General features: G+C 73.4%; 20 protein-coding genes and 1 pseudogene. 11 read left to right on the top strand and 10 right to left on the bottom strand.

The window, feature by feature from the left end; genetic code table 11:
- Nucleotide 1: 1 nt before the first annotated feature.
- From QJS33_RS18915 to QJS33_RS18905, 3 genes are read right to left on the bottom strand one after another with little or no spacing between them, the layout of a single operon-like run.
- Entirely contained in the window at nt 2-766 is a 765-nt protein-coding gene (locus QJS33_RS18915) for an ABC transporter permease (RefSeq protein WP_306369343.1), read from the bottom strand.
- A 26-nt stretch (nt 767-792) separates the two neighbouring features.
- Nucleotides 793-1,776, bottom strand: a complete 984-nt coding sequence (locus tag QJS33_RS18910) for an ATP-binding cassette domain-containing protein (protein WP_306369342.1) — start codon at nt 1,774-1,776, stop codon at nt 793-795.
- Nucleotides 1,777-1,826: 50 nt separating this feature from the next.
- Nucleotides 1,827-2,204, bottom strand: a complete 378-nt coding sequence (locus tag QJS33_RS18905) for a hypothetical protein (RefSeq protein WP_306369341.1) — start codon at nt 2,202-2,204, stop codon at nt 1,827-1,829.
- Between the two features lie 271 nt (nt 2,205-2,475).
- On the opposite strand from QJS33_RS18905, the gene QJS33_RS18900 reads away from it, so the two are divergent.
- The 7 genes from QJS33_RS18900 to QJS33_RS18870 are packed head-to-tail and all read left to right on the top strand — an operon-like array spanning nt 2,476 to nt 9,959.
- Nucleotides 2,476-3,741, top strand: a complete 1,266-nt coding sequence (locus QJS33_RS18900; RefSeq protein ID WP_306369340.1) for an ester cyclase — start codon at nt 2,476-2,478, stop codon at nt 3,739-3,741.
- A 17-nt stretch (nt 3,742-3,758) separates the two neighbouring features.
- Entirely contained in the window at nt 3,759-5,261 is a 1,503-nt protein-coding gene (locus tag QJS33_RS18895; protein ID WP_306369339.1) for a Dyp-type peroxidase, read from the top strand.
- A complete protein-coding gene (locus QJS33_RS18890; protein WP_306369338.1) occupies nt 5,258-5,704 on the top strand; it encodes an SRPBCC domain-containing protein in 447 nt (148 codons plus the stop codon). The genes QJS33_RS18895 and QJS33_RS18890 overlap by 4 nt, the downstream gene beginning before the upstream one ends.
- Entirely contained in the window at nt 5,701-6,909 is a 1,209-nt protein-coding gene (locus QJS33_RS18885) for an AarF/UbiB family protein (RefSeq protein WP_306369337.1), read from the top strand. Before QJS33_RS18890 ends, QJS33_RS18885 begins: the two co-directional genes overlap by 4 nt.
- 16 nt (nt 6,910-6,925) lie before the next feature.
- Nucleotides 6,926-8,278, top strand: coding sequence for a KR domain-containing protein (locus QJS33_RS18880; protein WP_306369336.1), 1,353 nt, complete (start codon nt 6,926-6,928; stop codon nt 8,276-8,278).
- Nucleotides 8,279-8,311: 33 nt separating this feature from the next.
- Entirely contained in the window at nt 8,312-9,151 is an 840-nt protein-coding gene (locus QJS33_RS18875; RefSeq protein ID WP_306369335.1) for an SRPBCC domain-containing protein, read from the top strand.
- Nucleotides 9,141-9,959: a helix-turn-helix transcriptional regulator gene (locus QJS33_RS18870; protein WP_306369334.1), complete on the top strand. Its 819-nt coding sequence runs from the start codon at nt 9,141-9,143 to the stop codon at nt 9,957-9,959. The genes QJS33_RS18875 and QJS33_RS18870 overlap by 11 nt, the downstream gene beginning before the upstream one ends.
- A gap of 14 nt (nt 9,960-9,973) precedes the next feature.
- Here QJS33_RS18870 and QJS33_RS18865 read toward each other — a convergent pair whose 3' ends face one another.
- The 4 genes from QJS33_RS18865 to QJS33_RS18850 all read right to left on the bottom strand — a co-directional run bounded on the left by QJS33_RS18865 (nt 9,974) and on the right by QJS33_RS18850 (nt 14,378).
- Nucleotides 9,974-11,203, bottom strand: a complete 1,230-nt coding sequence (locus QJS33_RS18865) for an AarF/UbiB family protein (RefSeq protein WP_306369333.1) — start codon at nt 11,201-11,203, stop codon at nt 9,974-9,976.
- Nucleotides 11,200-12,270, bottom strand: a complete 1,071-nt coding sequence (locus tag QJS33_RS18860; protein WP_306369332.1) for an SRPBCC domain-containing protein — start codon at nt 12,268-12,270, stop codon at nt 11,200-11,202. Before QJS33_RS18860 ends, QJS33_RS18865 begins: the two co-directional genes overlap by 4 nt.
- Nucleotides 12,271-12,355: 85 nt before the next feature.
- Complete coding sequence (locus QJS33_RS18855) at nt 12,356-12,991, bottom strand: DUF6073 family protein (protein WP_306369331.1); 636 nt, start codon at nt 12,989-12,991, stop codon at nt 12,356-12,358.
- 79 nt (nt 12,992-13,070) lie between these two features.
- Complete coding sequence (locus tag QJS33_RS18850; protein ID WP_306369330.1) at nt 13,071-14,378, bottom strand: HEAT repeat domain-containing protein; 1,308 nt, start codon at nt 14,376-14,378, stop codon at nt 13,071-13,073.
- 520 nt (nt 14,379-14,898) lie between these two features.
- Between QJS33_RS18850 and QJS33_RS18845 the strand changes: the two genes are divergently transcribed.
- Genes QJS33_RS18845 through QJS33_RS18835 form a run of 3 tightly spaced genes read left to right on the top strand, consistent with a single transcriptional unit; the run spans nt 14,899 to nt 17,409 of the window.
- Nucleotides 14,899-15,696 (top strand): AraC family transcriptional regulator, encoded by a 798-nt coding sequence (locus QJS33_RS18845; RefSeq protein ID WP_306369329.1) that lies wholly within the window; start codon nt 14,899-14,901, stop codon nt 15,694-15,696.
- A gap of 19 nt (nt 15,697-15,715) precedes the next feature.
- Nucleotides 15,716-16,672, top strand: a complete 957-nt coding sequence (locus QJS33_RS18840) for a DUF1702 family protein (RefSeq protein WP_306369328.1) — start codon at nt 15,716-15,718, stop codon at nt 16,670-16,672.
- Entirely contained in the window at nt 16,669-17,409 is a 741-nt protein-coding gene (locus QJS33_RS18835) for a TetR/AcrR family transcriptional regulator (protein WP_306369327.1), read from the top strand. The genes QJS33_RS18840 and QJS33_RS18835 overlap by 4 nt, the downstream gene beginning before the upstream one ends.
- Here the strand turns inward: QJS33_RS18835 and QJS33_RS18830 are convergent.
- The 3 genes and pseudogenes from QJS33_RS18830 to QJS33_RS18820 form a co-directional block, all read right to left on the bottom strand.
- Nucleotides 17,385-17,705: pseudogene (locus QJS33_RS18830) on the bottom strand (flavin reductase family protein); the annotation flags it as partial. The gene QJS33_RS18835 and the pseudogene QJS33_RS18830 sit on opposite strands and share 25 nt — an antisense overlap.
- A gap of 80 nt (nt 17,706-17,785) precedes the next feature.
- The gene (locus tag QJS33_RS18825; protein ID WP_306369326.1) at nt 17,786-18,226 is read right to left on the bottom strand and encodes a thioesterase family protein; all 441 of its coding nucleotides are present in this window, start codon (nt 18,224-18,226) and stop codon (nt 17,786-17,788) included.
- Nucleotides 18,223-23,982 carry an SDR family NAD(P)-dependent oxidoreductase gene (locus QJS33_RS18820; protein WP_306369325.1) on the bottom strand — a complete coding sequence of 1,920 codons (5,760 nt, stop codon included), beginning with the start codon at nt 23,980-23,982 and terminating at the stop codon, nt 18,223-18,225. Before QJS33_RS18820 ends, QJS33_RS18825 begins: the two co-directional genes overlap by 4 nt.
- Nucleotides 23,983-24,405: 423 nt before the next feature.
- Here QJS33_RS18820 and QJS33_RS18815 point away from each other — a divergent pair, with 423 nt between their 5' ends.
- Nucleotides 24,406-25,731, top strand: a complete 1,326-nt coding sequence (locus QJS33_RS18815; protein WP_306369324.1) for an ABC transporter substrate-binding protein — start codon at nt 24,406-24,408, stop codon at nt 25,729-25,731.
- Nucleotides 25,732-25,778 lie beyond the last annotated feature (47 nt).

The raw sequence follows: 25,778 nt of genomic DNA, 5'->3' as shown, positions 1-25,778 counted from the left end.
GTCACACCGGCGACCTGCGCATGGAGCGCACGCCGACGAAGAGCCCGAGTGCGGCCACCAGCAGTGCCGCGACGGCCCCCCAGCCGACCTGCGCGGTCAGGATCTCACCGGAGAACAGGGCCCGCTCGGCCTCGACGACGTAGGTGAGCGGATTGAACGCGGCGACCGTGGCCAGCCAGCCGGGCCCCGAGTCGACCGGCAGCAGGATGCCCGAGAGGATGAGCACGGGGAACAGCAGCGTCTGCTGGATCCCCCAGAAGGCCCATTCCTGGTGGCGCACCGCGATGGCCAGCGCGTACGAGAGGGCGCCCAGTCCGATCCCGAGCACGCCGAGCAGCAGGACGCCGAGCACGGCGCCGAGGGGGTCGGGGGAGAATCCGAACGGCATCGCGACGAAGACGATCACGAGCGCCTGGACCACCAGGGGCGCGAACTCCTTCAGGGCCCGGCCGATGATCATGGACCCGCGGGTCAGCGGGGTGACCAGGAGGCGTTCGTGGGCGCCGGTCTGCACCTCGGTGAGCAGGTTGGAGCCCATGGTCGACGTGCCGACGAGGCTGATCATCACCATGATCCCGGGCACGAACCATTGGAGCGCGCCGCCCGGTCCGAAGACGGCGTCGTCGACGGAGCCCATGAGCAGCGGGCCGAACAGGCCCAGGAACACCAGTGGCTGGATGAGGCTGACCACGAGGAAGAGCGGCCCCCGCAGGATGGGGCGCAGTTCGCGGACGGTGACGGTCGCGATGTCGGAGAGCGGCTTCATGGGTCGGTGGTCCTTCGCCGGGGGGGTCACGCCGCCTCCTGTTCGCGGTGGTACTGGTCGCCTTCGCGCAGGGAGCGTCCCGTGAGTTCGAGGAACACGTCGTTGAGCGTCGGCTCGGCCAGGACCAGGCGGCGTACGCCGGTCCCCTCCGCCTCCAGGCAGGCCAGCAGCCGGGGCACGGCGGTGTCGCCGCCGTCGATGCGCAGGTTCACGGTGGAGCCGGCGACGCCGACCTCGCGCGCGCCCGCGGTGTCCTTGGCGGTCTTGGCCGCCCGGGTCGCCTCGTCGGGCCCGTCGAAGTCCATCGACACGCGGTGTCCGACGTGTTCGCGCTTGAGGCGGGCCGAGGTGTCGTCGGCGATGACGCGCCCGTGGTCGATGACCAGGACGCGCTCGGCGTGCTCGTCCGCCTCCTCCAGGTAGTGGGTGGTGAGCAGGATGGTCGTGTTGAACACCCGGCGCAGGCCGTCGACGTGCTCCCAGAGGCGGGCGCGGTGGTGGGGGTCCAGTCCCGTCGTGGGCTCGTCGAGGAAGAGCAGGGGCGGGCGGGGCACCAGGCCCAGGGCGATGTCGACCCGGCGGCGCTGACCGCCGGACAGGGCGCGGACGGGCCGGGTGAGGAGGTCCCCGAGGTCGAGAAGGTCGACCAGTTCGGTGACGGTCGTCCGGATGTCGGCCCGGGCCATCCCGTAGGCCCGGCCCTGGGCGTACAGCTCGTCGTCCACCCGCTGCTCGTGGGCGGCGCCGTTGCCCTGGCCGACGAAGCCGATCCTGCGGCGGACCCCGGTGGGGTCGGCGACCACGTCGATACCGGCCACGGACGCACCGCCCGAGGTGGGGGGCACCAACCCGGTGAGGACCCGCAGGGCGGTGGACTTGCCCGCGCCGTTGGGTCCGAGGAGGGCCACGAGCTCTCCTTCCGCCACGGAGAAGGAGACGTCCTTCAGGGCATCGACGAACTCGTTCCGACGCACCCGGAAGCGGCATCCCAGCTCTGCAACGCTGATCATGGTTCTCCCATTGTTCGGGGCACGGCGTGCTGCGCCGCGCGGCGGGGCGGTCAGGCGCGCTTGATGCGGTTGGCCGACCACTCGTCGTTGAGGGAGACCCCGTAGACGGCCTTCCAGCCGACCTCGACGGCCTCGTCCATGACGATGGTCCGGTTGAGTTCCCGCTTGGCGCCGCCCTTGGGGTACGACAGCCAGACCACCGTCGTGTCGGGGACGTCGGCCAACCGCTCGTTGAGGTTCTTGCGCAGCTCCTCCAACGTGGTGGAGAAGAGGTGCAGTAGGTCGGGCGCCGCCCCCGGCTCGTCGGTCACGGTCGCGGCGGCCGGCAGGTCGCCGAGGATGTCGCCGTAGTCGTCCGGGGCGTTGTGCGCGACGACGACGAATCCGGGTTTGACGCCGAGTTTGGCTGCGCCGCTTTTCTCCGGCATGAATTCCTCCACTGCCCACATTGCTGTTATATGCGCACACGGATGCGCTTGAAGTGGTTTCTCCAGAAGGGTACCCCGCACCGGATCGGTTACGCAGCGCACACTTTCTCGTGGATTGCTGTCTTCTCTGAAACCTGTTGACCAGGCAGGTCTTCTTTTCCCGGCGCCGGAGCCGGCCCCCCGCAAGTTGAGAGAAGGAGAGCACGGCGGGCCGGGCTTAATGTCGAAGAGAATCCCGGCTTGCCCCCGACGAGGCAGGGAAAGGAGCACCATGAGCGAGACGACCAGACCGGAAGTCGTGGACGGTATCCGACGCTGGGTGAGGGAGGTCTTCAACGAGCACCGGGTCGACCGGGTGGAGACGTTGAAGGTCGCCGATTACGTCGACTGGAACCCCTACCCCGGTCAGGACGTCGCCCTGAACGGTTTCAAGAGCGTTCTGGAGGAGTTCCTGGAGTCGTTCCCGGATTTCCGGTACGACGTCGACGAGGAACTGTTCGAAGGCGACAGCGTGGTGTGCGTCGGCAAGTGGTACGGCACCATGCAGAACGACTTCATGGGGCTGCCCGCTTCGGGCGAGCCCATCACGGCGCGGCGCACCGACGCGGTGCGTTTCCACGGCGACAAGATGACCGAACGCTGGGGCGTGGGCAACGAGCTGCGGATGCTGCGCTTCCTGGGCGTGGCGGGCAGCGGGTCCGAGGCCACGGCGGCCGCGACCTTCGAGGAGGCGGCACGCGCCTACCTGGACGCCGTGCTGGGCCGGTTCGACCTGGCGGCCGTGGACGCGCTGGTGGACATCGACGCGGTGTCCGACGCCGCGGGCTCCCTGGTCCACCTGTGCGTGGTCGGCGCGCTGGACGACTACGCGGTCGAGGTGGCGGACCTGGAGGTGGACGGCGACACCGCGACGGCCCGGGTGACCGTGCGCGGGACGTTCGCGCGCCCCCTGTGGCGGACCGACCCCACCGGGGCCGAGGTGGCGTTCCCCCTGACCGTCACGCTGCGCGGTGCGGGCGCGACCATCACCTCCGTGGTCCTGTCCTACGACCTGGACGCCATGGCCTCCGCCCTGGGCGGCCCCGGGGACACGTCCGCGGGCGAGCCCACCACCCCCACCGGGACCGCCGGGGACGGCAAGTTCGTCCTCCGGGCCTTCGTCAACGAGGTCCTCAACGGCCGCGACGTGTCGGCGGTGGCCCGCCTGGTCGCCCCCGGCGCCACCGACCTGCACCAGGAGACCGTCACCACGGCGGCGTTCCTGCACGCCTTCCCCGACTACCGTTTCAGCGTGGAGCGGGTCATCATCGACGGCTCCCGGGCTTCGCTGCTGGCCGCGTTCGCCGGCACGCACCGGCGCCCCCTGATGGGCCACGCGGCGACCGGCACCGCCGCCATCACCAGGTCCATCGACGTCTTCACGGTGACCGACGGACGGCTGTCGGACATCATCTACGGGTTCGACATGTACTCCCTGCTGACGCGCCTGGAGATCTTCCCCGAGAAGGGCCGCTACCCGGGCGTTTCGGCCGGGTGACCCGGCCGGGAGGGAATGTGGACGCGGAGATCGCGTGGGGCCGTGGAACGGCCGGGGAACCCCTCCTGGACCTCGACGAGATCCAGGGCAACATCCTGGTGCCGTTCGGCGGCCCCGTCCAACACCACCTCTACCTGCGCTGGACCGCGGACCCCCGGCCGTGGGTGGCGAGGGCGGCCTCCGCGGTCACCTCGACGCGCGCCCTCCTGCGCGCCCGCGCCCGGGGCGGCGCATGGACGGCGGTGGGCCTGTCCCTCTCCGCCCCGGGGCTGCGAGCCCTGGGGCGGCGTCCCGACACTCTGCTGGACGTCCCCTTCCAGGACGGCCTGGCCGCCCGGTCGCCGCTGTTGGGCGACCCCGTCGACCCGGCCGACCCCGGATACGCGGGCAACTGGCCGGTCGGCGGGCCCGCGACGACGGCGGACGCGCTCCTGGTGGTGCGCGCCGGCGACGACGCCGCGGCGGAGGAACTGGCCGACCGGCTGACGGCCGGCCCGCGGGGGCCGCTCGTCCTCCACCGGGACCGCTGCGCCTCCCTGCCCGGCCCCGGTCCCGGGGACGAGCGGGAGCATTTCGGCTACCGGGACCCCGTGTCGCAGCCCGCCGTCCGGGGTGTGGCCGGGGACACCGGGGAGGCGCTCTGCCCGCCCGCCGCACCGGACCGCCCGCAGGAGGCCGCACCGGGCCAGCGGAGGCTGTGGCCCGGGGAGTTCGTGTTCGGCCACCCCGGCCAGGACCCGATGGCGTCGGACCCGCCCGGCGCGGTGGCCTCGGGCGGTCCGGACTGGACCGTCAACGGCTCACTGCTGGTGGTGCGCCGCTACCGGCAGGAGGTGGACGCGTTCCCGGCGTTCGCCGAACGGGCGTGCGCGGAACTGGCCGACCGGGGGTTCCCCGGCTGGACCCCGGACGCGCTCTCGGCGCGGCTGTTCGGCCGCTGGCGCGACGGCACCCCGGTGAGCCTGCGGCCGGACGCGCCCGACCCGGCGGTGGCCTCCTGCCCCCTGAGCCGGAACGCCTTCGGATTCACCGCCGAACTCGGCCCGGTGGACGACACCCGGGGGTGGCGCGTGCCGGTCGGCGCGCACATCCGCAAGGCCTACCCGCGCGACCACGAGACCGATCTGGAGACCCGGGCCGCCATCGAGACGCACCGCCTGCTGCGCCGGGGCATCCCCTACGACGACCACGGGGAGCGCGGCATGGTGTTCGCCTGCTACCAGACGTCGCTGGAGCGGCAGTTCGAGTTCGTCGTGCGGTCCTGGCTGAACAACCCCTACCAACAGCACGAGGGCGACAACCACGATCCGATCGTGGGCCGCCCCCACCGCCCCCTGGGCGGGCTGGTCCCCCGTGAGTTCGTCCTGCGGCTCCCCTCGGACGCGCCCGACGGGGCCCTGGTACGGCTGCCGATGCCCGAACCCTTCACCGCCCCCCGCGGCGGCGGCTACTTCTTCACCCCCTCGGTCTCCGCGCTGCGCGGCCTGGCCCGCTCCTCCACCCCCGGGAGAAACCGATGACCCTTCCCACCCCGGCCGTTTCCCTGGAATCCGACGGCTCGGACCGCACCATGACGCTCTCCTTCCCCACCGACGCGTCCCCGGGGGCCGTGTGGTCCGCGCTGACCGACCTCGACTCGGTCGGCTCCTGGCTGGCCCCGGCGGCCCCCGCGGGCGACGGCCGGTACGTCCTGACCTTCGAGCACGAAGGGCGGCGCCACGACAAGGTCTTCGAGGTCGTCGCCTGCGTTCCCGAGCGCAGCCTGAGCGGCGTGCTCCACGACCCGGGCCACCCCGACTCCCTGCTGAGCGCCACGCTCACGGAGGGCGGGTTCTCCTTCACGCACTCCGACGTGCCCGAGGAGCTGGTCGAGGGGTACCGCGCGGGCTGGCGGTACTACCTGGGCCGGCTGGCGGCCGCCCTGGGCCCCGGTTCCGCCGGGCGGGCGGGGTCCCCGTCGTGAGGGGGACGGCCCTGCGCACCGGCGTGATCACGGCGCGGTCACTGTGGACCGGCGTCCGCGCGCTGCCCCACCTGGCCCGGTTGCGCTCCGCCTCCCCCGTGCGCGCGGAGCGCTCCGCCGAGCGGGTGGGCATGCTGGTCTCCGAACTGTGCACGGACCTGGGCCCGGCGTTCGTGAAGCTGGGGCAGCTGGTCTCGACCCGTGAGGACCTGCTCCCCCGCGGGATGTGCCGCACCATGCGCGACCGACTGGCCCTGGGGTACGGGCTGGGGGCCGCCGGCGGCCCCCGGCGCCGCACGGGGAGCATCGCCGCGGTGGAGAGGCGCTCGACCCCTTCCGGCGAGGTCGCGGTGAAGACGTGCCACCCCCGGGTCCGGGAGAGGCTGGAGGCGGACCTGGCCGTGGTGGAGGCGGCGGCCCGGACGGTGTCACGGCTCCCCTTCTGCCGCGGGGTGCCGGTGGTGGCCCTGGCGGAGGATTTCTGCGCCGTGGTGCGGCGGCAGACCGACCTCGTGGCCGAGCGTGCGGTGCTGGAGCGCTTCGCCTCCCTGGAGGACCGGCACCCCGTGGTCTTCCCCCGGCCGGTGGGGGACGCCCCCGACCGGGACACCCTGGTCATGGAGTGGATCCCCGGCCAGGAGGACGGGGACCGGCACCATCCCGGGCCCCGCGGCGGCCGGCTCCTGCTCACCCTGGTGTTCGAGATGCTCTTCACCACGGGCGAGGTCCACTGCGACCTGCACCCCGGCAACTGGTGGTTCCTGGCCGACGGCCGCCTCGCCGTCGTCGACGGCGGCTTCACGTACGCCCTGGACCGGGAGACCCAGGACCACTTCACGGAGTTCTTCCTGGGCATGGCCGCGGGCAACGCGGAGGTCTGCGCGGACCACGCCCTGGCCGTGAGCATGAACCCGGTGCCGCCGGAGGCCGAGAAGGAGTTCCGCCGGGAGTTGGAGAGGCTCATCACCGAGGTCCACGGCATGACGGCCGGGGCGTTCAGCCTGACCGCGTTCATCGCCGACTTCTTCATGATCCAGCGGCGCCACAACGCCTATTCCCGCACCTCGTTCGTGTTCCCACTGGTGGCCCTGCTGGCGGTGGAGGGCCAGGTCAAGCGGATGTGCCCGGATCTCAACTTCCAGGCGGTGGCGCACCCGGTCATCCTGCGGGGCCTGCTGGCGCGCAACCGCAAGCCCACATGGTGAACGACGGAGTGAGCCGATGCCGATATCACCGGCGGGCCCCGTCCTCCACGGAGGCGGCCCGCACGGCGCGGACCTGGTGTTCCGCGAGGACGACGCGGCGGGGCGGGGGTTCCGGAGCGCCCCCGCCCGCACGGTGTTCGACGTCGGCCCGGGGCGGGTGCGGGTGCGCGCCGGACGGCGGTGGTCCCCCGGAGACGGGGACCGGCTCCTGGAGGCCCTGGCCCGCGCGGAGCGGTGCCGTGTCCCGGTGGAGCTGGTCGGACGCGGCCTGCCTCTGGGCGGGGTCCTGGCCGCCGCCGCGGCGGAGCGCCCCTGGCTGCGGGTGAGGGTCCACGGGCCCGGGGCCCGTCCGCACGGTCCCGTGGACGCGGCGTCGTGGCGGCCCGGGCCCGCGCCGCGCCGCGTCCGGGCCCGCGGTGCCGTGCTGATCGCCGGGGGCCTGGGCGGTATAGGCCTGTGCCTGGCCCGGGAACTGGGGGCGGCCGGGCACCGGCTGGTCCTGGTGGACCGGGTCCGGGAGGAGGACCTGCCCCCGGAGCGGGCCGCGGCCCTGGCCCTGGTGCGGGCGGCCGCGCCGGTGAAGGTGGTGCGCGCGGACCTGGACCGGATCGCCCCCGGGCCGCTGTTGCGGTCCCTGCCCGCACCGGTCGTCCACCTCGTCCACGCCGCGGGCGAACTGGGGCTGGAGCGGTGGTCCCGGCTGTCGGGCGCGGCGCTGGACCGGGCCGCCCGGCGGCGCGGAGAGCACCTGCGGCGCTGGGTGCGGGCCGCGGCCGCCGGACCGCTGTCCTCGGTGCTCCTCATGGGCTCCTCGGAGAGCAGGGCCGCGCACCGCGGCTTCGGAGCGTACGCGCTGTCCCACGCCTGTGCGCGCGCCGCGGCCCGGGACCTGGCGGCGGAGTTCCCCGGGGTGGGGTTCACGGTGGCGGAGTGGACCCTGTGGAGCGGGGTCGGCATGGCGGCGGGCGTGGCCGGACCGGGCCTGCGCGCCGCGGGCTTCGCCGCCGTCCCCCCGGCCTGGGGCGCGCGCACGGCGGCCCGCCTGCTGGGCGGGCCCGCGGGGCGGGGCACGGCCGAGGTCTACGCCCTGGGCGGTCCCCGCCCGCCGACGACCTCGGGTTCGGTCGCGGTCGTGGGCGGTGTCGGGGGCACGGCCGTCCTGGACGGCACGGAACCCGGGGCGACGCTGGGCCGGATGCTGCGGGGCTGCCTGCCCGGCACCGGGGGCCGGGGGGCGGAACCGCCGCAGGCCCCCGCGCGTACGCGCACGGTGCGGGCCCTGGTGGGCCCCGCGGGTGTGCGCCTGTGGTCGTCGTCCCCCGCGGACTGGCGTCACGACGGCGTCTACGAGGCGCTGGTCCCCTTCTGAACGGGTGGGGCGCAGCGGAGCGAGGAGGACGGTGTGAAGGCCATCGAACGGGCGGTACCGCTGCCCGCGTCGCCGGACCGCGTATGGCGGGCGCTGAGCGTTCCGGCCGAGATCGGACGCTGGCTGGGCGGGTTGGGGCCGTACGGTGAGCGGCGCGGTGACGGCAGCGGCACCTGGATCCTGACCACCCCGTCACTGGAGTACGTGCGCCTGGGCGTGCTCGGCATCGGGCCGGGCCGCAGTATGGCGCTGGAGTGGTCCGAGTTCGGCGTGGAGGCGCCGAGCCTGATCCGGGTGGCGGTGGAGCCCGGGCCGGTCGGCACGCTCCTGAGGGTCAGGGAGGAGTTCCCGCACCGGCGCTCGGTGCCGCGTGTGGCGCGTGAGGTGTTCTGGGACGACTGCGTCGATCGGCTCCGCTTCCACCTCGGGGAAGGGGAGGGGGGCGGCGCCCCCCAGGGCATCCGGACCATCTCCCTGGGCGTGCGCATCCCCGTCGGGACCTGGCTCCCCCTGCACCGGGGCAACCTCTTCCGGTGGCTGCCCGCCAGCGGCCCGGGGTACCCGCCCACGGCGTTCTACGTGGTCGACGACGCCGGCCCCCGGCGCTTCCCCATCCGGCGCGTCGAGGATTACTTCGACGAGCGGCTCAGCCTGTTCATCGACGTGGAGGACGGGGTGACCCGGGCGGTGGTGCGCACGGTCCACGACGGGGGCGGTGTGGTGCTGTCGGTGCATCACTCTCAGTGGCCTGTCGTGTCGGGGGGCGAGAGTAGGATGACGCGACTGCGCGATGTCTTCGAGATCACCTGGCGGGCGAGTCTGGACCAGGCCGTGAGGGCGGCCGGCTCCGAGGAGGAACGGCATGGCCGTTGACGTGACCGGCAAGGACAATCAGACCCAGCGCGACGCGGTCCTGGCGGCCGTCGGTGCGATCCGTGAGAACCCCGCGGCCCCGCACCTGCTGGCCGATCTCGCGGCCTCGGGCTTCTACAGCCAGTTCCACTTCCACCGGATCTTCGCCCGGCACACCGGGACCACTCCGGGGCGCTTCCTCACGGCCCTGCGGATGGAGGAGGCCAAGCGGCTGCTCGCCCACACCTCCGAGACGGTGATGAACATCAGCGACCGGGTCGGCTACCAGAGCCTGGGGTCGTTCACCACGCAGTTCACCCGCCTGGTGGGGATATCACCGGGCAGGTTCCGGGAGCTGGTGGACGACCTGGCGGGGTACCGCGTCGCCGAGCCGGACCTGGAGCGGGCCCGGGCCGCCGAGAGCCGGACCCTGGGCTGCGAGCTGAGCCTGCCCGCCGCGGAGGCGTCCGGCCCGCCGCTCGGCGACCGGGTCTCCTTCGTGGGGCTCTTCAACGCGGACCTGCCCCAGGGCGGCCTCTCCGGGTTCGGGATCGTCCAGGGGGCCGCCGGCAGGCTGGTGGAGCAGCGGCCCGCGTCCGGGCGGTCCGAGATGTTCCTCGTGTCCCTGCCCTCCGACGCCCTCCTGGTGGGCCTGGCCGTGGGGGGCCAGGCGGGCACGCTGGTCGGCCGGGGCAGGACGGCCGGGCCGGACGGCGCCCCCGCCGAACTCGTCCTGCGCAGACCCGACCCGCTGGACCCGCCGGTGGTCTCGGCCGCCCCGGCCGTTCACCTGCGGCCGTTCCTCACGGGTGCGGCCCGCCGCCGCTGAGGGCGGCCGACCGGTCAGAACCCGTCCTGGATCTCGACGGTGGGCATGAGGGAGCGCAGGGTCCCCTCGGCGATCATCAGGGCGGACAGGGGGAACACGAACTCCGCGCGCGAGTGGACGCCGAAGCGGGTCTGTAGTGCGAAGATCCCGTTGCCGAACTCCGCCATCGTGAAAACGCGCCCCTCCCCGGTGTGCTCCCGCACGTGGCGCTCCATCGCCGCCACGAACTCCCCGCGCCGCCGCTCGTCCGGCTCCAGCGCGGTGTCGAAGATGATCTCACCGCACGTGCGCCCGTCCCCGAGGGCGATCGCCCGGAAGAAGCGGTCCAGGTGGACCCGGGTGTCCTCCGAGACGCGAACGGCGTAGCCGGCGTCCAGGAGCACCACCCGGCCGTTGCCGTGGACGTAGAGGTTGCCCGGGTGCAGGTCGCAGTGGACGAAGCCGTCCTCGAACACCATGCGGCGCACGGCCCGCAGGGCCCGGCGCGCGGCGACCGCCTGGGCGGTGGGCGGCATCGCCTCGCCCAGCCCCGGGATGTAGCGGGTGACCAGGGCGTTGCGGCCGCACAGGTCCGGGTACAGGGCGGGGACCTCCACGCCCGGGAGGCGGGCCAGGTCGGCGGCCAGGCGTCGGTGGTTCTCCGCCTCGGCGACGTAGTCGGTCTGCGCCAGCACCACGCCGGACACGTAGTCGACCAGATCGGCCAGGGGGCGGCCGCCCGCGCGGTCGCGGCGGACCGCCAGGGACGCGGCGGCGCGCAGCAGCCTGAGGTCGGCCGCCATCAGCCGTTCCACCCCGGGGCGGCGGAGCTTGACGGCGAGCGGCTCGGTGCCGGAGGCGCCGCGGTAGACGCAGCCGACGGTGCCCGAACCGAGCAGTTCCCCGGTGACCTCGACCCCGGCCAGGGCGGGGATCTCGGCCCTGGCCGCGGCGAGGGCCGACGTCCTCTCCCGTTCGGTCATGGGCCGGGCCCGGTCGTGCAGCACGCTCAGGGCCCGGGCCCAGACCGGACCGATCATGTCCGGGCGGGAACCGACCAGCTGCCCGGCCTTGGCCGCCGTCGGCCCCAGCCGTTGCAGTCCGGCGGCCACCGACGCCGCCGCGGCCCGCCGCGCCCCGTCCGGGCCCGACCGCAGCAGGCCGACGGCGGCCGCGGCCGCCGCGGAGACGAGCGTCCCCGCGCCGATGAGGCCCAGGACGCCCAGGCGGCGGGCCGTCTCGGCGCGGGTCGGAACGGGGGTCACCGGCTCCATGAGTGCGGTCCCGGTCCGTCGGAACCCGCGGCGCCGCCCTCCCCCCGCGTCGGGTCCGACACGAGGAAGGACAGCCGGCCGAAGGCCGACGCCCAGAAGGAGGTGAGCAGTGCCCGGTCCACCGGGGCCTCGGCGAGCTGGCCGAACTGCTCCCAGCCGGAGTGGAACACCTGGAGGATGCTGCGTCCCAGGCCCGCCGGTTCGATCCACAGGTGGCCGCCCAGGGGGCCGGGCCACCCCGGCCGGTGCAGGTCGAACTCCAGCCGGGGCTGGAAGGAGGGGAAGCTCTGGTTGGCCTCGATGTGCCGGGTCACGGTCAGCGCCGCCACACCGCTGGCGTCCCCGAGGGTGAACTCCACCCGCCCGCCCTCGTCGAGGTTCCCGGCGCTCCGCCCGAGCCAGAATTGCAGGGCCGGGACGGAGCTCAGCGCCGTCCACGCCTCGAAGGTCCCCAGAGGCAGCTCCGTCTGGACGTAGGGGCCCATGCGCCGCCAGGGCCACCGCTGCCGGCGGCCGGTGCGCAGGTGCTCGGCGAGCTGGTCCAGGATGCCGGGCCAGCCCATCCCGTTCCACGACCGCCAGTCCGAGGGGGGGTTGGTCGCGCGTTCGACGGCGCGCACGGCCACGACCGGGCCGGGGGCCTCCGACAGCTCCCAGCGCACGGTGGTGGCGGGGCCGACGCCCACCCAGCGCCACAGGTGCTCCAGGACGGCCCGGCCCCCGTGCGGGGGCTCGGCCGCGACCGTGCGGCACCAGAAGAACTCGCCGTCGTTGAAGTCCAGGGTGCTCTCCCGGCCGGGGACGGCCCAGGACTCGTCCGCGTCGGCGAACCACTGGGAGACGACGTAGGGGTCGGTGAGGGCGTTCCACACGTCGTCGAGGGAGTGGCCCCGGACGTGGACGTCGCTGACGAGCTCCTCCCACCGCCGGTGGGCGACGGGGTGTCCCCCGGCCGAGCCGAGGGGAGGGAAGTCGACGACCTCGTGGGCGAAGGCGGGGCCTTGCGGCGGGCCGGATTCCGGGGTGGGGCGTTCGGATGCCAGGGGTTCGACGGACACGGTGATCTCCACTCTGCCGGCGGGGCGGGGGCGGGCATGCGGCGGTGGGCGGACGGGCCGTGCCACGTCCGCCCACCGCGGTCGGTCACTGGAAGCGCTCAGGGGGCAGGTAGCCGCCCATGTTGAACTTCAAGCTGGTCAGGTAGGCCGTCGGCTCGTCCCAGGGGGTGCGGACGTCGTAGAGGGGGAGCATCCGGTAGATCTGCCCCTTGCCGGGGGCCCCGGCCGGCGGGATGGACCGGACGTCGTCGATGGTGAGGATGACCGGTTCCCGGTTGAAGAGCCGGGTGCCCAGCTTGGGGATGTCGAACATGCACCCGACGGCCATCCGGCAGGCCTTGGCCGCCGGTCCCTCACCCGCGTAGGGGTCGAAGGGGGTGCGGATCTGGCCGGCGGAGAGGTACTCCGGGTTGAGGGTGACCGTGATGGTGCCCAACTCCTCCGAGGCACCGGTCATGTGCATCTCGATGAGGTTGGTGTAGACCTCGGCGCCCGCCCACTCCTCGTCGGTGGCCGGGGAGCGCACGACGCGCACGTAGCCGTCGAACTCGACGTCGAACTCGCCGACGCCCGGGATCGCGAAGGTGTCCCAGGAGTGCAGGCCCAGGTTGTCGATACCGGGCTCGGGGGCCTTCCACTTGACGACGGGGGACCCCTCGTACAGGTTCGGCACCCCCTCGGTCTCGACCGGACGGCCGAGCAGGGTCTTCTTTTCGGACATGGGCTTTCCTCACCTTTCCTCTGGGAGAACGTCCTCTGGGAGAACGCGGAAGTCCGGGTTTCCGGGCCCGCGGTGGCCGTCAGACACGGCCGGGGCGGTGGTCGGAGCAGGTGCGGCCGGGCTCGTCGGGGATCCCGTCCTGGTCGCTGTCGAGCTCACCGTCCACGGTGCTGTACACGTCGCGGGAGTTGAGGTCGATCCGCCCGTCGCCGTCCCAGTCGTTGAGCTTGCCCTTGAAGGTGCCGAGGATGAACACGTTGGTCTTCGGCCCGACCTCGGGGTCGTGCAGCGTGGACAGGATGCCGTTGCCGGGGGCGAGCATCTCGGTGATGTCCTTGCCGACCATGTTCTCGACGTCGGTGTAGCCCCAGCCCTGGAAGCGTCCCCGCACGTAGCGGATGGCCGCCTCGCCGCGGACCTGGATGTCGGGGTCCAGGAACCAGGTGCCGAAGCGGGCGAAGCCGATGTCGGTCTGCCGGGTGCCCTGGGAGGGGTCGGCGGCGCGGCCGGAGTGGTAGAAGGTCCGGGGCACGTGGGACTCGAAGTAGAAGTTGCCCCGGTCGGCCCGCGTCCGGTCGGTGAACCCGCGGAACAGGTAGTTGTCCATGTGGCGGGTGCCGTCCTCGTACAGCCCGTCGATGGTCTTGGCCATCAGGAGCTGCCGTTCCCGGGTGGCGACGTTGGGGCAGGCGTGGGCCTGGCCGTAGACCCGGGCCAGCCCGCGGGGCCCCAGGGAGAGCTTGCCCCAGTGCCGGTTGGTGTCGTCCAGGCGGATGTAGAGGTCGCAGTGGATGAGGAGGTAGATCGTCTCGTCGAAGGTGCGGCCTTCGGTGAAGACGGCCTCCCGGGAGTCGAAGGCGGGGTCGCCGGTCTGCAACTCGCTGAGGAAGAGCTTGGACCATTCGGCGATCTCGGGGTCGGGGTCGCCCAGGAAGCGGGACAGGGTGCTCATCGCGTGGGGGCCGCCGAGCTTCTCGATGGCCCACAGGGTGTCCCAGCGGATCTCCCGGTCCTTCTCGGTGCGCACGACCTGCTCCAGCACCTCGAAGACGTCGGCGGGGTCGCGGTCCGCGTACTCGAAGACGGCCTGCTCGCGGGCCACCGGGTCAGGGTGGGAGAGGGCGTCGCGGGCGAGCTCCTCGTCGGTGCGCGTGTCCAGGCGGACGGCCGCCTTGTTGAGCGCGTAGCCGAAGTCGCTCTGCCAGGCGGCCGGGTCGCCGGCGACCAGGCGGGGGTCCATGCTGAGGGTCGTGCGGTAGGAGAAGTTGAGCGCGTCACGCTGCTCGCTGGCCAACTCGGTCAGAGGAGGCCGGCCGGCCAGTTCCGCCCGGCGTTCGGCGTCCGCGGGGTCCGGCGGCGGCTGTTTGTGCGCCAGGTCGATCGCCATCTGATCTCTCCTTAACCAGGTAATGGGCACCGAGATTATGCGCACCACCTTAGGACGGAAGATCAATCAATTCCTTCTCGTGCATTGCGGGCCTCCTCCATTAACACGTCCTTCTTTGCAACGCAACCCCGGACCCGAAGCGGGCACAACGGGCCCCCACAAAAAAAATCAACACCACGAGTGACGACATGAAAGCACAGGAGAGTCACTCGAACCCCTGGTTTCACAAGAACCAACGCCAACAAGGTCAAGACCCGCTGAAAACCCGCAGGTAGGAATACGCGAAACCAACTCTTTCCGCGCCCCACAAGGCCTGCCCCAGCGGAGATCCAGCGCCGACCAGCCTTCCGCGCACGCCGGCATTCCTGGGACCTGGTCTCATTATTTGCGGTTCCGCAAACAGCAATACAGGAGACGTCCAAGGTTGAATCCTCATGCAGGATGAGCGGGTACACGAGAACGTACAACGCACCGGCGAACGCCACGACATGACCATGCCGTAGAGTCACTAGGAGCGAACATGCGCGAATCGGTTCGTCAGGCGGTTTCTTTCATACACCGGCGCTACGCCGAACCGATCACGCTGAGCGATATCTCATCCGAGGTGTTCGTGAGCCCTTTCCACTTCTCCCGGCTCTTCACCCAGGAGGTCGGTATCTCCCCGGGCAGATATCTCGGCGCGGTGCGCATGTTCGAGGCCAAGCGCCTTCTGGTCGAGTCCTCGATGAACATCTGCGACATCGTCCACAGCGTGGGCTACAACAGCGTGGGGACGTTCACCAGCAGGTTCACCCGGCTGGTGGGCATGTCCCCGCGCGAGTACCGCAAACCACCGGTGGGGCGGCTGCTGGTCGCCATGTCCAGGAACTTCAACCGCATGCCCCAGGACGCCGAGCTGGCCGGCCTGCGCACCTCCGCACACGAGCGGGCGGGCCGCGGCACCGGCAGCGTGCACGGCATGATCGAGCTGCCGCGCCCGATCCCCGACGGCCGGCTGCTGGTGGGCGTCTACGCGGCGGACGTCCCCCAGGGCAGACCGGTCGCCTTCCGTGTCCTGCCCACCGCCGAACGGATCTCCTTCGCGATCCACGGCGCCCCTCCGGGTGAGTGGAACCTGGTGGCCCTGGCCATGCGGGTCGGCGCCACGGGGGGCTGCGACGCCATGATCGGCTCCCTCCCCCGCCGGCTCACGGTCAGACAGAACTCGAACACGTGGACCCACCTGTCGATGCGCCGGATGAAATCGACCGACGTACCGCTGGCCTTCTCCCTCGCCCCCGCGCCCGTGGCCGAGACCGCCACCCTGGCCTGTGGCTGATCCCGCCCCGGGAGTACTCGTGAACACGCCCCTCGCAACGCTGCGCCGCCGGATCCTCACCCCCGGAACCGACCAGACCCTCGTCAGCACACGCGGTTTCCACCACGGCGCCCCGCAGGCCCGTACGCTCATCGAGACCGTCGGCCTCTTCTTCCTCGTCGGCTACGGGCACGCGGCCCAGACCGCGGACCCGGGGCGCACCGACCGCCTGCTGGCCGAGGTCCCCGTGCGCTTTCGCGGGTTCGCACACGAGGGCGCGGCCATGGCGTTCACCGTGCTGGACGCCCTGAGCCCGCGCGGAGGACGGTCCCGGGCCTACATGGCCGGCCCGGGCGACCCCCACCTGTACATGGCGCACGTCGGCGTGGGCTGGGCCCTGGCCCGCCTGCCCCGGCCGCTGTGGCCCACGGTGCGCACGCTCGACCCGCTGCTGCGCTGGCTGGTGCTGGACGGGTACGGCTTCCACCAGGCCTATTTCCGCACGGAGCGGTTCGTTCACCGGCGGGCCCGCGACGGCCGCCCGGCACGCTGGTCCGGCCGTCCCGAGTACGCCCCCAGAGCACTGGACCAGGGGGTGGGCCGGGCCCTGTGGTTCGTCTCCTGCGCGGACCCCGACCGCGCCGCGGACCTGGTGGAGTCCTTCGGGGAGGAGCGCCGCGCCGACCTGTACAGCGGGGTGGGCCTGGCCGCCGTCTACGCCGGGGGCGCGGACCGGGCGGGGCTGGAGCGCCTGTGCCGCCGGGCCGGAACGCACCGGCCCCGCCTGGCCCAGGGCGCGGCGTTCGCCGCTGAGACGCGGATGCGCGCGGGTCTGCTGGTGCCGCACGTGGAGGACGCCGTCGGTGTGCTGTTCGGCGGCACCGCGCAGGAGGCGGCCCGCGCGGCCAGGGACACCCGGCCGGACGGGGACCAGCCCGGCCGTCCGCCCGCGTACGAGGAGTGGCGGACGCGGCTGGCGGAACGGTGGGCGGGGTGAGTCCGCGCCCGGCCGCCCCCCGGAGGGCCCCCTCGCTGCTCGACGCCGCGGCCCGCGTGCTCTCCGCCGAGGGCCCCGCGGCGCTGACGACCCGTCGGCTGGCCCGCGAGGCGGGCTGCTCGACCATGGCCGTCTACACGCACTTCGGCGGGATGACGGGCCTGGTGCGGGCGATGGTCCACGAGGGCTTCGCCCGGTTGCACGCGCGCTTCGACCGGGTGGCCCCCTCGGCCGACCCGGTGGCCGACCTGGCCCTGTACGGGCGGGCCTACCGGGCGAGCGCGACGGCGGCGCCCCACCTCTACGCGGTGATGTTCGGGGCCTCCTCCCTCGCGGGTTTCTCCCTGACCGAGGAGGACCGCCAGCACGGGCGGTACACCCTGGCCCCGGTCATCTCCTGCACCGAGCGGTGCATGCGGGAGGGGCGCTTCACCTCCGACGACCCCTTCGCCGTCGCCCACCGCATGTGGACGGGGGTGCACGGGGTGGTGTCCCTGGAGTTCGGCTCCTACCTGGTCGCCCCGTACGACGCCGACGACTGCTTCGAGTCGGTGCTCCCCGCCCTCATGGTGGGTGCCGGAGACCTGCGGGAACGGGCCGAGGAGTCGGTGGCGCTGTCCTGCGCCCGGTTCCGCGGCGCCGTCCCGGGATCGGTGAACCCCCCGTCGACGAAGACCAGCGGGGAGGCGTCGGCCCCCGGGACCGCGCTGAGGACCTCACCGACCACGATGGAGTGATCCCCGGCGCGGTGGACGTCCCTCATCGCGCACTCCAGCCATCCGCGTGCGCCCGCCAGCAGGGGCGCGCCCGTGTACGCGCCCCGGGACCAGTCGCACGGCGCGAACTGCACCGCCCCCGAGGGGCGGGAGCGGTCGGCGAAGTGGGCGGCCAGGGCCACCTGGTCGGCTCCGAGCAGGGACACCCCGAAGGCCCCCAGGTCGCGGACGGTGGTGTGCAGGCGCGCGGTCAGGGCCACACAGCACAGGACCAGCGGCGGGTCGAGGGAGACGGACGTGAAGGCGTTGGCGGTCATCCCGTGGGGGTCCGCCCCTCCCGTCGTGAGCACGGTCACCCCGGTGGGGAAGCGCGCCATCACCGTGCGCAGGTCCGCCATCAGACCACCGCCCGGGTCGGGGAGAACGGTGCCAGGGCGGTGCGCAGGGCCTCGGGCACCCGGACCGGGACCACCCCGTCGCCGTGGCCGCGCATGCACACGACCCGCTGGCTCCCCCGGGCCACGCGCGTCTCCCGGTCCCCCTCCAGCCGCACGTAGTCGAAGGAGAAGCCGAGCTGGGTCTGGCCCAGGTCCTCCAAGCGCATCCTGATGGACACCACGTCGAACGCGGTGGTCTCGGCCAGGTAGTCGCAGTCCACGCGGAGGGTGAAGAGCTTGAGGTCCCCGCGCAGGTCGTCCAGGACCGAAGGGGCGTGATCGCGCAGGAACATCTCCCGGCAGCGCCCCTGCCAGCGCAGGTAGTGCGCGTAGTAGACGTTGCCGACCAGGTTGGTCTCCTCCAGGCCGACCGTGTGGCGGATCTCGTAGTGACCGGTCACTGCTGCTCCTTCGGTGGGGTGGCCCCGGGGACGCGGCCGACGGCGGCGACCACGGGGGTGTCACGGCCTGCCAGGCCGGTGGCCAGGGTGGCGACGGAGACCGGCCCCGACGCGAACACGGCCCATCCACCGGGGTGGACGCTCTCCAGGACCACGCCGCTCGCGGCGGTCCCGAGTTTGCGCAGGCACTCCAGGGCGGCCCAGAGCCGTGTGGCCGACGTGTCGGCGTCCTCGCCCGCCTCCCGGGCCGCCAGGTCCGCGGCGGCGAGGGGGCCCGGACCCAGGAGGTCGGCCCATGCGGCACGGTCCCGGCGGACCACCTCCTCGATGTCGCAGCCCACCGGTGCGTCCGCGGAGACGGCCAGGACCGCCCCCGCTCCGTGGGAGACGGAGACGTGGGCACCGTCGACCTCGGGGCGCCCGTCGGGCCGGTGGCGCACGGCCGCGGGCCGGTCGAGGCAGCGCCGCAGGGCGGCGGCCGCCGCCTCGGCCCGGTCGAGGCCGGCGGCGGGTTCGACGGCGACCCGGACCCCTTCCCCCAGGAACCGGGACACGGACCTTTCGAGGTGGGGGCCGAGCAGCGGAGCCGGCCAGGCGGCCGGTCCGCCCCGGGAGCGCACCGCCCGCAGGCGCAGGCCCTCCCAGCGTTCGACGACGAGGCCGTCGGGGTCGGACAGCTCGACGTCGTAGACGTGCGAGTCCCCGTCGCGGAACCGCTCCGCCGCGGCCAGCAGGAACGGGCCGGAACGGCCGGGCGGCGCGGGCAGGAGACGGTCGACCCGCTCCGGCAGCAGGACCGCGTCCGGCACCCCGGCCTGGAGCGCGTGCATGGCGGTGTCGCGTACGCCGGGGTCGGCGAGCACCAGTTCCTGGGGAAGGTAGGGGGCGAACCACAGGAGTCCGGCGGCGTCCCCGGACACCTCCGCGACGGTGTGCCGGGCGCTCACCCGGCGGTAGGACGACAGCCGCTGGAACCGCTTCCCCTGGAAGAACAGGCCGCCGTAGAGCTCCGCCGTCGGGTCGAGGGGGACACGCGGCGCATCCGTGGCGGGCACCCTCGGCTCCGCCGCGGAACGCCCGGCCGCGGGGCGACGCAGGACCGCGCGGAAGTGGTCGGCGGCGAAACCGGTCTCCCCGGTGCGCACGACCACGTCCACCGTGTCGGTGTCGCGGACCAGCGCGGCCACCCGGACCACGCAGGTCCCCGAGGAGGAGACGACGATCGGCCGCAGGAACTCCACGTCCTCCAGGTCGGGCGCGCCCGGGTACCCGGCGATCGCGGCACCGACCTGGGCCATCGCCTCCATACCGATGACCGCGGGGACCAGCATGTCCCCGTCGAAGCTGTGGTCCTCCAGGTAGGGGTCGTCCGCGAGGGAGAGCTCCGTGTCGGTGACGAGCTCCGTCCCGGCGCAGTGGACCCGGATCCGCTCCAGGAACCTGCCTAGGGGGAGGGGCCCGGGGGCGGGCAGGGTCGGCGGGTCCCCCATGCGTCCGCACACCACGACGACCGGTCCGGCGGAGGGGTCCCCGAGCAGGTCGTGCAGCACTTCCAGGCCCTCGTCCACCGAGATCGGGGTGACGCCCGCGCCGAGGAGGGACTCGACGACGCCCATGCGCTCCCCCATGCCGGCGCCGGACCACACGGACCATTCGAGCGCCAGGACCCTGGTGTGCGGGTGGCGTCGGCCGTACTCCAGGGCCAGTTCGCTCATCCTGTCGTTGGCCGCGGCGTAATGGGCCTCCCCGCGCAGTCCCACACGCCCGATGACGCTGCCGAAGGTGATCAGCAGGCGCAGCCGCTGGGGGTCCACCGCCGCCAGGACCGCGTGCAGGCCGTCGACCTTGGGGGCCGCGGCGGCGGCCAGGTCCGCGGGGGTGAGCGCGCCGAGGGGGGCGGGCTCGTTGCGCCCGGCCCCGTGCAGCACCGCGGTGACGGCGCCGAGGCCGGCGGCGCGCTCGACGGCGGCGCGCACCTGGGCGGGGTCGGCGGCGTCCGCCCGCTCGTAGCGGTACCGGATCCCGGAGCCGGCCAGCCGTTCCAGGTTCGCGGCCAGTTCGGGGTCGGCCCCGGGATCGGACCTGCCGAGCAGGAGCAGCCCGGAACCGTGGCGCAGGGCCAGGTCCCGGGCGCATTCGGCGGTGATCCCCTTGCCTCCGCCGGTGACCAGGACGACGTCGTCGGCCCCCAGGGGGGCTCCGCCGCCGTGCCCCCGCCTGCCGGGGACGAGCGGGACGAGGGCGGGCACGGTCCGCCCCTCCCTGGTGTACCGGACCTCGGTGTAGGCCGTGGTGGCGGCCGTCTCGGCGGCGATCACGGCCGCCGACGGGGCGGTGTCGGACCCGTCCGGGGCGGTCTCGAACTCGATCACCGTGACCGGTACCCCCGCCTCCACGTGCAGGGTCCGGGCCAGGCCGGAGACGGTCGCCGCGGGCTGGAGCACGACCAGGCGGACCCCGCGGTCCGCCGCCTCCTGGGCGGCGGCCAGGGAGTCGGCCGGGCGGTCGGGGTCGGCCGCCAGGAGGACGCCCTCCCCCGCGCCCGCACCCGCCAGCGCCGCGCGCACCCGCTCGGTGCGATCGTCCCCGTCGGGCGCGTACACCGTCCAGTGCGCCGGGGACGCACCTGCGGGGACCGGGGCGGGGGCGGCGGCCGGACGGCGGTGGAGCCCGAACGCCCGCACCCAGGGCCCCACCCCGGCCGCCTCCGCCGGGGTGCGCCGCCCGTCGGACGCGCGTGCCGGGTCGTCGATGAGGGCGGCCAGCTCCGCGAGGCTGGAGGTGGCGTGGCCGCTGGTCGCCTCCAACGGGGGGCGCCCCAGGGTCCGTGCGACCTCGTTGGCGATCTGGCCGACGGTGATGGAGCTCAGGTGCAGCTCGTCCAACGGTCGGGTGTGCTCCGTGACGGTCTCCGGCGGCAGTTCCACCCGCTCCGCGACGCGGCGGCGGAGCAGCGCGAGGGTGTCGGCGCCCTCCGCGTCCGAGGGGGAGGGACCGGGGACCGGGGCGGGTTCCACACGCGCGGAGGCGTCCTCGGGAAGGCCCGCGGGTGCGGTCTCACAGGGGTTGGCGAGGAAACCCCCGGCGGCGGGGAGGGGCCGTGCCAGCCGTCCCTCGAAGAGCCTCCGGGTGTCCACCGGGGCGCCCAGCGCGAAGGCCGCGCCCAGGGCCTTCAGGAAGGGCACCAGCGTCGGGGCGTCGGTGTCCACGGACAGTGCCGGGACGTCGGGGGCGATCCGGGCGGCGGCCCGGGACAGCACCCGCCCCGGGCCGACCTCCAGGAACAGGTCGGTGTCCGGGGCCGCGCGGGAGACGGCTTCGAGGAACAGCACCGGGCGGACCATCTGGTCGCACAGCAGGTCGGGCAGGGACGACCCGGGATGCAGGTCCGCGCCGTCCACGGTGGAGACCACGCGCCGGGTGAGCGGTGCGAAGGGGACGCCGTCGAGCACCCGGCGCAGTCCGGGGACGGCGGGGGCGACCAGGGGCGAGTGGAAGGCGTGGGAGACCTGGAGCGGTGCGGTGTCCAGCCCCTGGGCGCGGGCCCGGTCCCGGACCCGCGCCACGGCGTCGGCCGGACCCGAGACCACCGTCTGGCCGGGTCCGTTGTGCGCGGCGACCACGACCCGGGGGTCGGGGTCGGCCGCCGCCAGGCGGGCCGCGTGCCCGGGGTCCGCGGCGATGTGGAGCATGGCGCCCCCGGCCTGCGCGGTCGCCGCCATGACCCCGCCCCGGGCGCGGGCCACTTCCAGCAGGGACTCCTCCCCCAGTGCGCCGGCCCAGTGCAGGGCGGTGAGCTCGCCGAGGCTGTGGCCGACCGCCGCGCGGGCGGTCACGCCGAGGCCGTCCAGCAGCTTCAGAGCGGCCAGCGAACCCGCGACGATCCGGGGCTGGGCGTTCTCCGTCGCCACCGGGTCGCCGCCCTCGGGGACGGCTGCGGCGTCCAGGATCCGTTCGAGGTGCGGGAAACGGCGGCGCAGGGCGCCGCGCGCCCCCTCCCCCGTCCCCTGGCCCGGCATGAGGAAGGTGATCCCGGGGGCTCCGGGGCGGTCGGCCAGGAAGATCCCCTTCTCCGGGGCGATGACCTCCCCGTCCCCCGCGTCGATGCGGGAGATCAGTTCCGCGACGGCCCGGGCCGCCGCCTGCGGGTCGGCCGCGACGACGGCACAGCGCACCGGGCCGCCGCCGAGGCCGGCGGCCGCCGCGGCCGCCAGGTCGGTCAGCTCGGCGTGGGAGAGGCCCGGGAGCATCTCGTTCCAGGAGGCCAGCAGGGAACGCAGGGCGGCCGGGTCCTCGGCGTCCGCGAGCAGGAGTTCCGCGTCCTGACGCCCCGCCACCAGGAGGCGGGTCCGTTCGTCGGGACCTGCGGGCGCGGGGGTGTCACAGGCCTGGAGGGCGATGTGGGTGTTGATCCCGCCGAAGCCCATGGCGGAGACCCCGGCGCGGGCGGGGCCCTGCCGCGGCCAGGGTTCGGCCCGTTCGGGGACGCGCAGGACGGCGTCCCGTTCGGTGAGCAGGGGGTGGGGCGTGTGCTGTGCGGTGCCCGGCGGGACGACCCGGTGGTGGACGGCCAGGGCCGCCTTGATGAGGCCGGCGACTCCGGCGGCCGCCTTGGTGTGGCCGATGTTGGCCTTGATGCTGCCCAGTGCGGAGGGGGTGCCCGGGCCTCGGGCGGCGGACAGGGCCGCGATCTCCGTCGCGTCGCCCAGGGCCGTACCGGTACCGTGCCCCTCGAAGTAGCCGACCGTCGCCGGGGGGTACCCGGCACGGGCGTAGGCGCGTTCCAGAGCGATGCGGTGCCCCTCCTGTTCCGGCCGGGTGATGCCCCCCGCCCCGTCGGAGGAGACCGCCCAGCCGGTGACGAGGGCGTATATCCGGGCTCCGGAGGCCAGCGCGTCCTCCTCCCGCATGAGGACGACGACACCGGCCCCCTCCCCCGGCCAGAAACCGTTGGAGTCGCGGTCGTAGACGCGCATGTCGCCGGTGGCCAGCGCCCCGGTCCGGGCGAAGCCCACGAGTTCGAACGGGTCGAGGGAGAGGTCGACCCCGCCGACGAGGGCGACGTCCAGGTCCCCGGCGGCCAGCGCCCGGGCCGCCGTGACGACCGAGAGGAGGGAGGAGGCGCAGGCACCGTCGACGGTGTGCCCGCCGCCTCCGAGGTCGAAGTGGTTGCACACCCGGCCCGCGATCGTGTTGGACAGTCCGCCCGCCAGGGTGTCCTCGTCGGGTACGGGCAGGGGTTCCTTGTAGGCCCGCTCCGCCTCGGCCACGAGGCGCGCGACCTCGTCGCCGTCCCAGCCGCGGCGCCGCAGGACGCCGGCCAGGGTCCGGCGGACGTAGGGCCAGCGCAGGCGCAGGGAGTTGGCCCGGGAGAACTCCCCGGTGAGGGTGTTGCCCAGGACCACTCCGGTGGTGGACCGGGGCAGGCCGCTCCCCCCGGGGAAACCGGCGTCCGCCAGGGCGCGGGCGGCGGTGTCCAGGGCGAGCCAGTGGGTCATGTCGGTGGACCGGAAGGTGCTGCCCGCCACCCGGTAGGCGGATCGGTCGAACTCGAAACCGCGCAGGACGGCCGCCCGGTCGGAATGGAACCTGTCGACATCGCTCGGATCCGCGGACCAGTAATCGACCAGGGACAACCGCTCGGAGGGAATGCGACGAAAGGCCCGGCGGCCTGCCAGGACGTTCTCCCAGAGCTGATCCGTGGTGTCGGCGTCGGGATAACGGCACGCCATGCCGGTGATGGCGATCCTGTCCATGCTGCCTCCGAAACGTCGGGACGACTGTCCACCAGGTTGCACGGAACCGGAGGCGACATTCTTCTCGGTTTTTGCTGAGGGAAATTCAATAACGCTGATATTTATTTTTCGGCGTGGAAATACCAAGGCGATCCGACCGGCGGACGGCGTCGGCGGCGCCGGGGGCGATCGCACGGGAACGCAGGGGGCCGCCCGGGCAGGGGCGGCCGACTGTGGACAGCGGCAACATCACGAGTTCACTCACACACCACCCGTAACAAGTCGAACCTGTTACCGCTGGTCTCATGCCCGCGTATGGTGTTTACTCACGGGTAACGTACCGGCCAGTAGGTATCCCCTGCCCGGCCCGGCAACGGCCGCGTTCCCCCATTGGGCCGCTCACGCCCGCTCCGTGAAGGTCACAACGAAGTCCAGGACAGCACCATGCGACCACTGAGAACGATCGCCTCGGCACTGGCCGTCGCGCTACTCGTCACCTCCTGTTCAGAGGGAACATCCACGGATCAGGCGGCCGAAGAACTCGCCGCCCAGACCCGGGGAGTCACCGACGACGCGATCATCATCGGCACGCACCAACCGCTCACCGGACCGGCCTCCCCCGGTTTCCGGCATGTGTCCACCGGCGCCCGCGCCGTGTTCAACTACATCAACGACAACGGCGGCATCCACGGGCGCCGGATCGAATACCAGGTGCAGGACGACTCCTTCGACCCGTCCAAGACCGTCGAGGCCACCCGCACCCTGATCGACGACCAGGAGATCTTCGCGATGCTCGGCGGGCTGGGCACGCCCACCCACGAAGCCGTCATCGGCGACATCAACGAAGCCGGCGTGCCCGACCTCTTCGTCTCCTCCGGCGCCCTGTCGTGGGACCAGCCGGACGTCTACCCCTACAGCTACGGCTTCCAGGTGGACTACTCCAGGGAGGCCAAGATCCAGGGGAGGTTCATCGCCGAGAACTTCCCCGGGGACGAGGTCGGCCTGCTCTACCAGAACGACGACGTCGGCCCCTCCTCCCAGGCCGGGCTGGAGCAGTACCTCACCGACGAGATCGTCGCCTGGGAGTCCTACGACCCCGGGGCCCCCGAGCTCGCCGGACAGGTCGCCGCCCTGGAGAAGAGCGGCGCGGAGATCGTCGTGTGCCACTGCATCCCGGCCTTCCTGGGCCTGGCGATCCTGGAGGCCACCGCCATCGGCTACGACCCGCAGTGGGTCGCACCCAGTTTCGGCGGCGACGTACAGATCGTGACCGCCCTCATCGAGGAGTACGCCCAGGGCACCCCGGCCGAGGACGTCCCGCCGGAGACGTTCCTGGACGGGCTCATCGTCACCGCGTTCCTGCCCATGGCGGCCCAGCGCGACGACCCGTGGACCGAGTTCTTCCTGGAGGTCCACCAGGAGTACAACGCCGACACCCCGTTCACCGACACCACGGTCTACGGCATGGTGCAGGCGGTCCTGCTCGCCCAGGTGCTCATGGAGACCGGGCCCGACCTGACCCGCTCGTCCCTGATCGAGACCCTCAACTCGCGCGAGTGGACCGGGCCGGGGCTGGTGCCCTTCTCCGCCACCGAGACCGACCACAGCGGCTACGGCGGCGTCATGGTGGTCCGGCACAACGCCGGGGAGAGCCCGGAGATCCTCCAGGAGCCGCTGGTCACCGACAGCGACGGCGGGGAGATCCTGTCGTTCGAGATGGAACGGCCCACCCCCGACGAGGTGGCGATCTTCGGCGGCGGGGGCTCCTGACCCGCCGCCCCGGGCGGAAGGGGGAACCGCGGGTCCCCCTTCCCGCC

This window comes from Nocardiopsis sp. CC223A (genome assembly GCF_030766825.1).
Taxonomy (GTDB): domain Bacteria; phylum Actinomycetota; class Actinomycetes; order Streptosporangiales; family Streptosporangiaceae; genus Nocardiopsis.
Note: the sequence above shows the minus strand (reverse complement) of the source record. Positions and strands in the feature narration are given on the sequence as shown.

Excerpts from the sequence above, each read along its gene's own strand:
- QJS33_RS18915 (WP_306369343.1), bottom strand. The coding sequence starts at position 766 with ATGAAGCCGCTCTCCGACATCGCGACCGTCACCGTCCGCGAACTGCGC.
- QJS33_RS18910 (WP_306369342.1), bottom strand. The coding sequence starts at position 1,776 with ATGATCAGCGTTGCAGAGCTGGGATGCCGCTTCCGGGTGCGTCGGAAC.
- QJS33_RS18905 (WP_306369341.1), bottom strand. The coding sequence starts at position 2,204 with ATGCCGGAGAAAAGCGGCGCAGCCAAACTCGGCGTCAAACCCGGATTC.
- QJS33_RS18900 (WP_306369340.1), top strand. The coding sequence starts at position 2,476 with ATGAGCGAGACGACCAGACCGGAAGTCGTGGACGGTATCCGACGCTGG.
- QJS33_RS18890 (WP_306369338.1), top strand. The coding sequence starts at position 5,258 with ATGACCCTTCCCACCCCGGCCGTTTCCCTGGAATCCGACGGCTCGGAC.
- QJS33_RS18880 (WP_306369336.1), top strand. The coding sequence starts at position 6,926 with ATGCCGATATCACCGGCGGGCCCCGTCCTCCACGGAGGCGGCCCGCAC.
- QJS33_RS18870 (WP_306369334.1), top strand. The coding sequence starts at position 9,141 with ATGGCCGTTGACGTGACCGGCAAGGACAATCAGACCCAGCGCGACGCG.
- QJS33_RS18855 (WP_306369331.1), bottom strand. The coding sequence starts at position 12,991 with ATGTCCGAAAAGAAGACCCTGCTCGGCCGTCCGGTCGAGACCGAGGGG.
- QJS33_RS18850 (WP_306369330.1), bottom strand. The coding sequence starts at position 14,378 with ATGGCGATCGACCTGGCGCACAAACAGCCGCCGCCGGACCCCGCGGAC.
- QJS33_RS18845 (WP_306369329.1), top strand. The coding sequence starts at position 14,899 with ATGCGCGAATCGGTTCGTCAGGCGGTTTCTTTCATACACCGGCGCTAC.
- QJS33_RS18820 (WP_306369325.1), bottom strand. The coding sequence starts at position 23,982 with ATGGACAGGATCGCCATCACCGGCATGGCGTGCCGTTATCCCGACGCC.
- QJS33_RS18815 (WP_306369324.1), top strand. The coding sequence starts at position 24,406 with ATGCGACCACTGAGAACGATCGCCTCGGCACTGGCCGTCGCGCTACTC.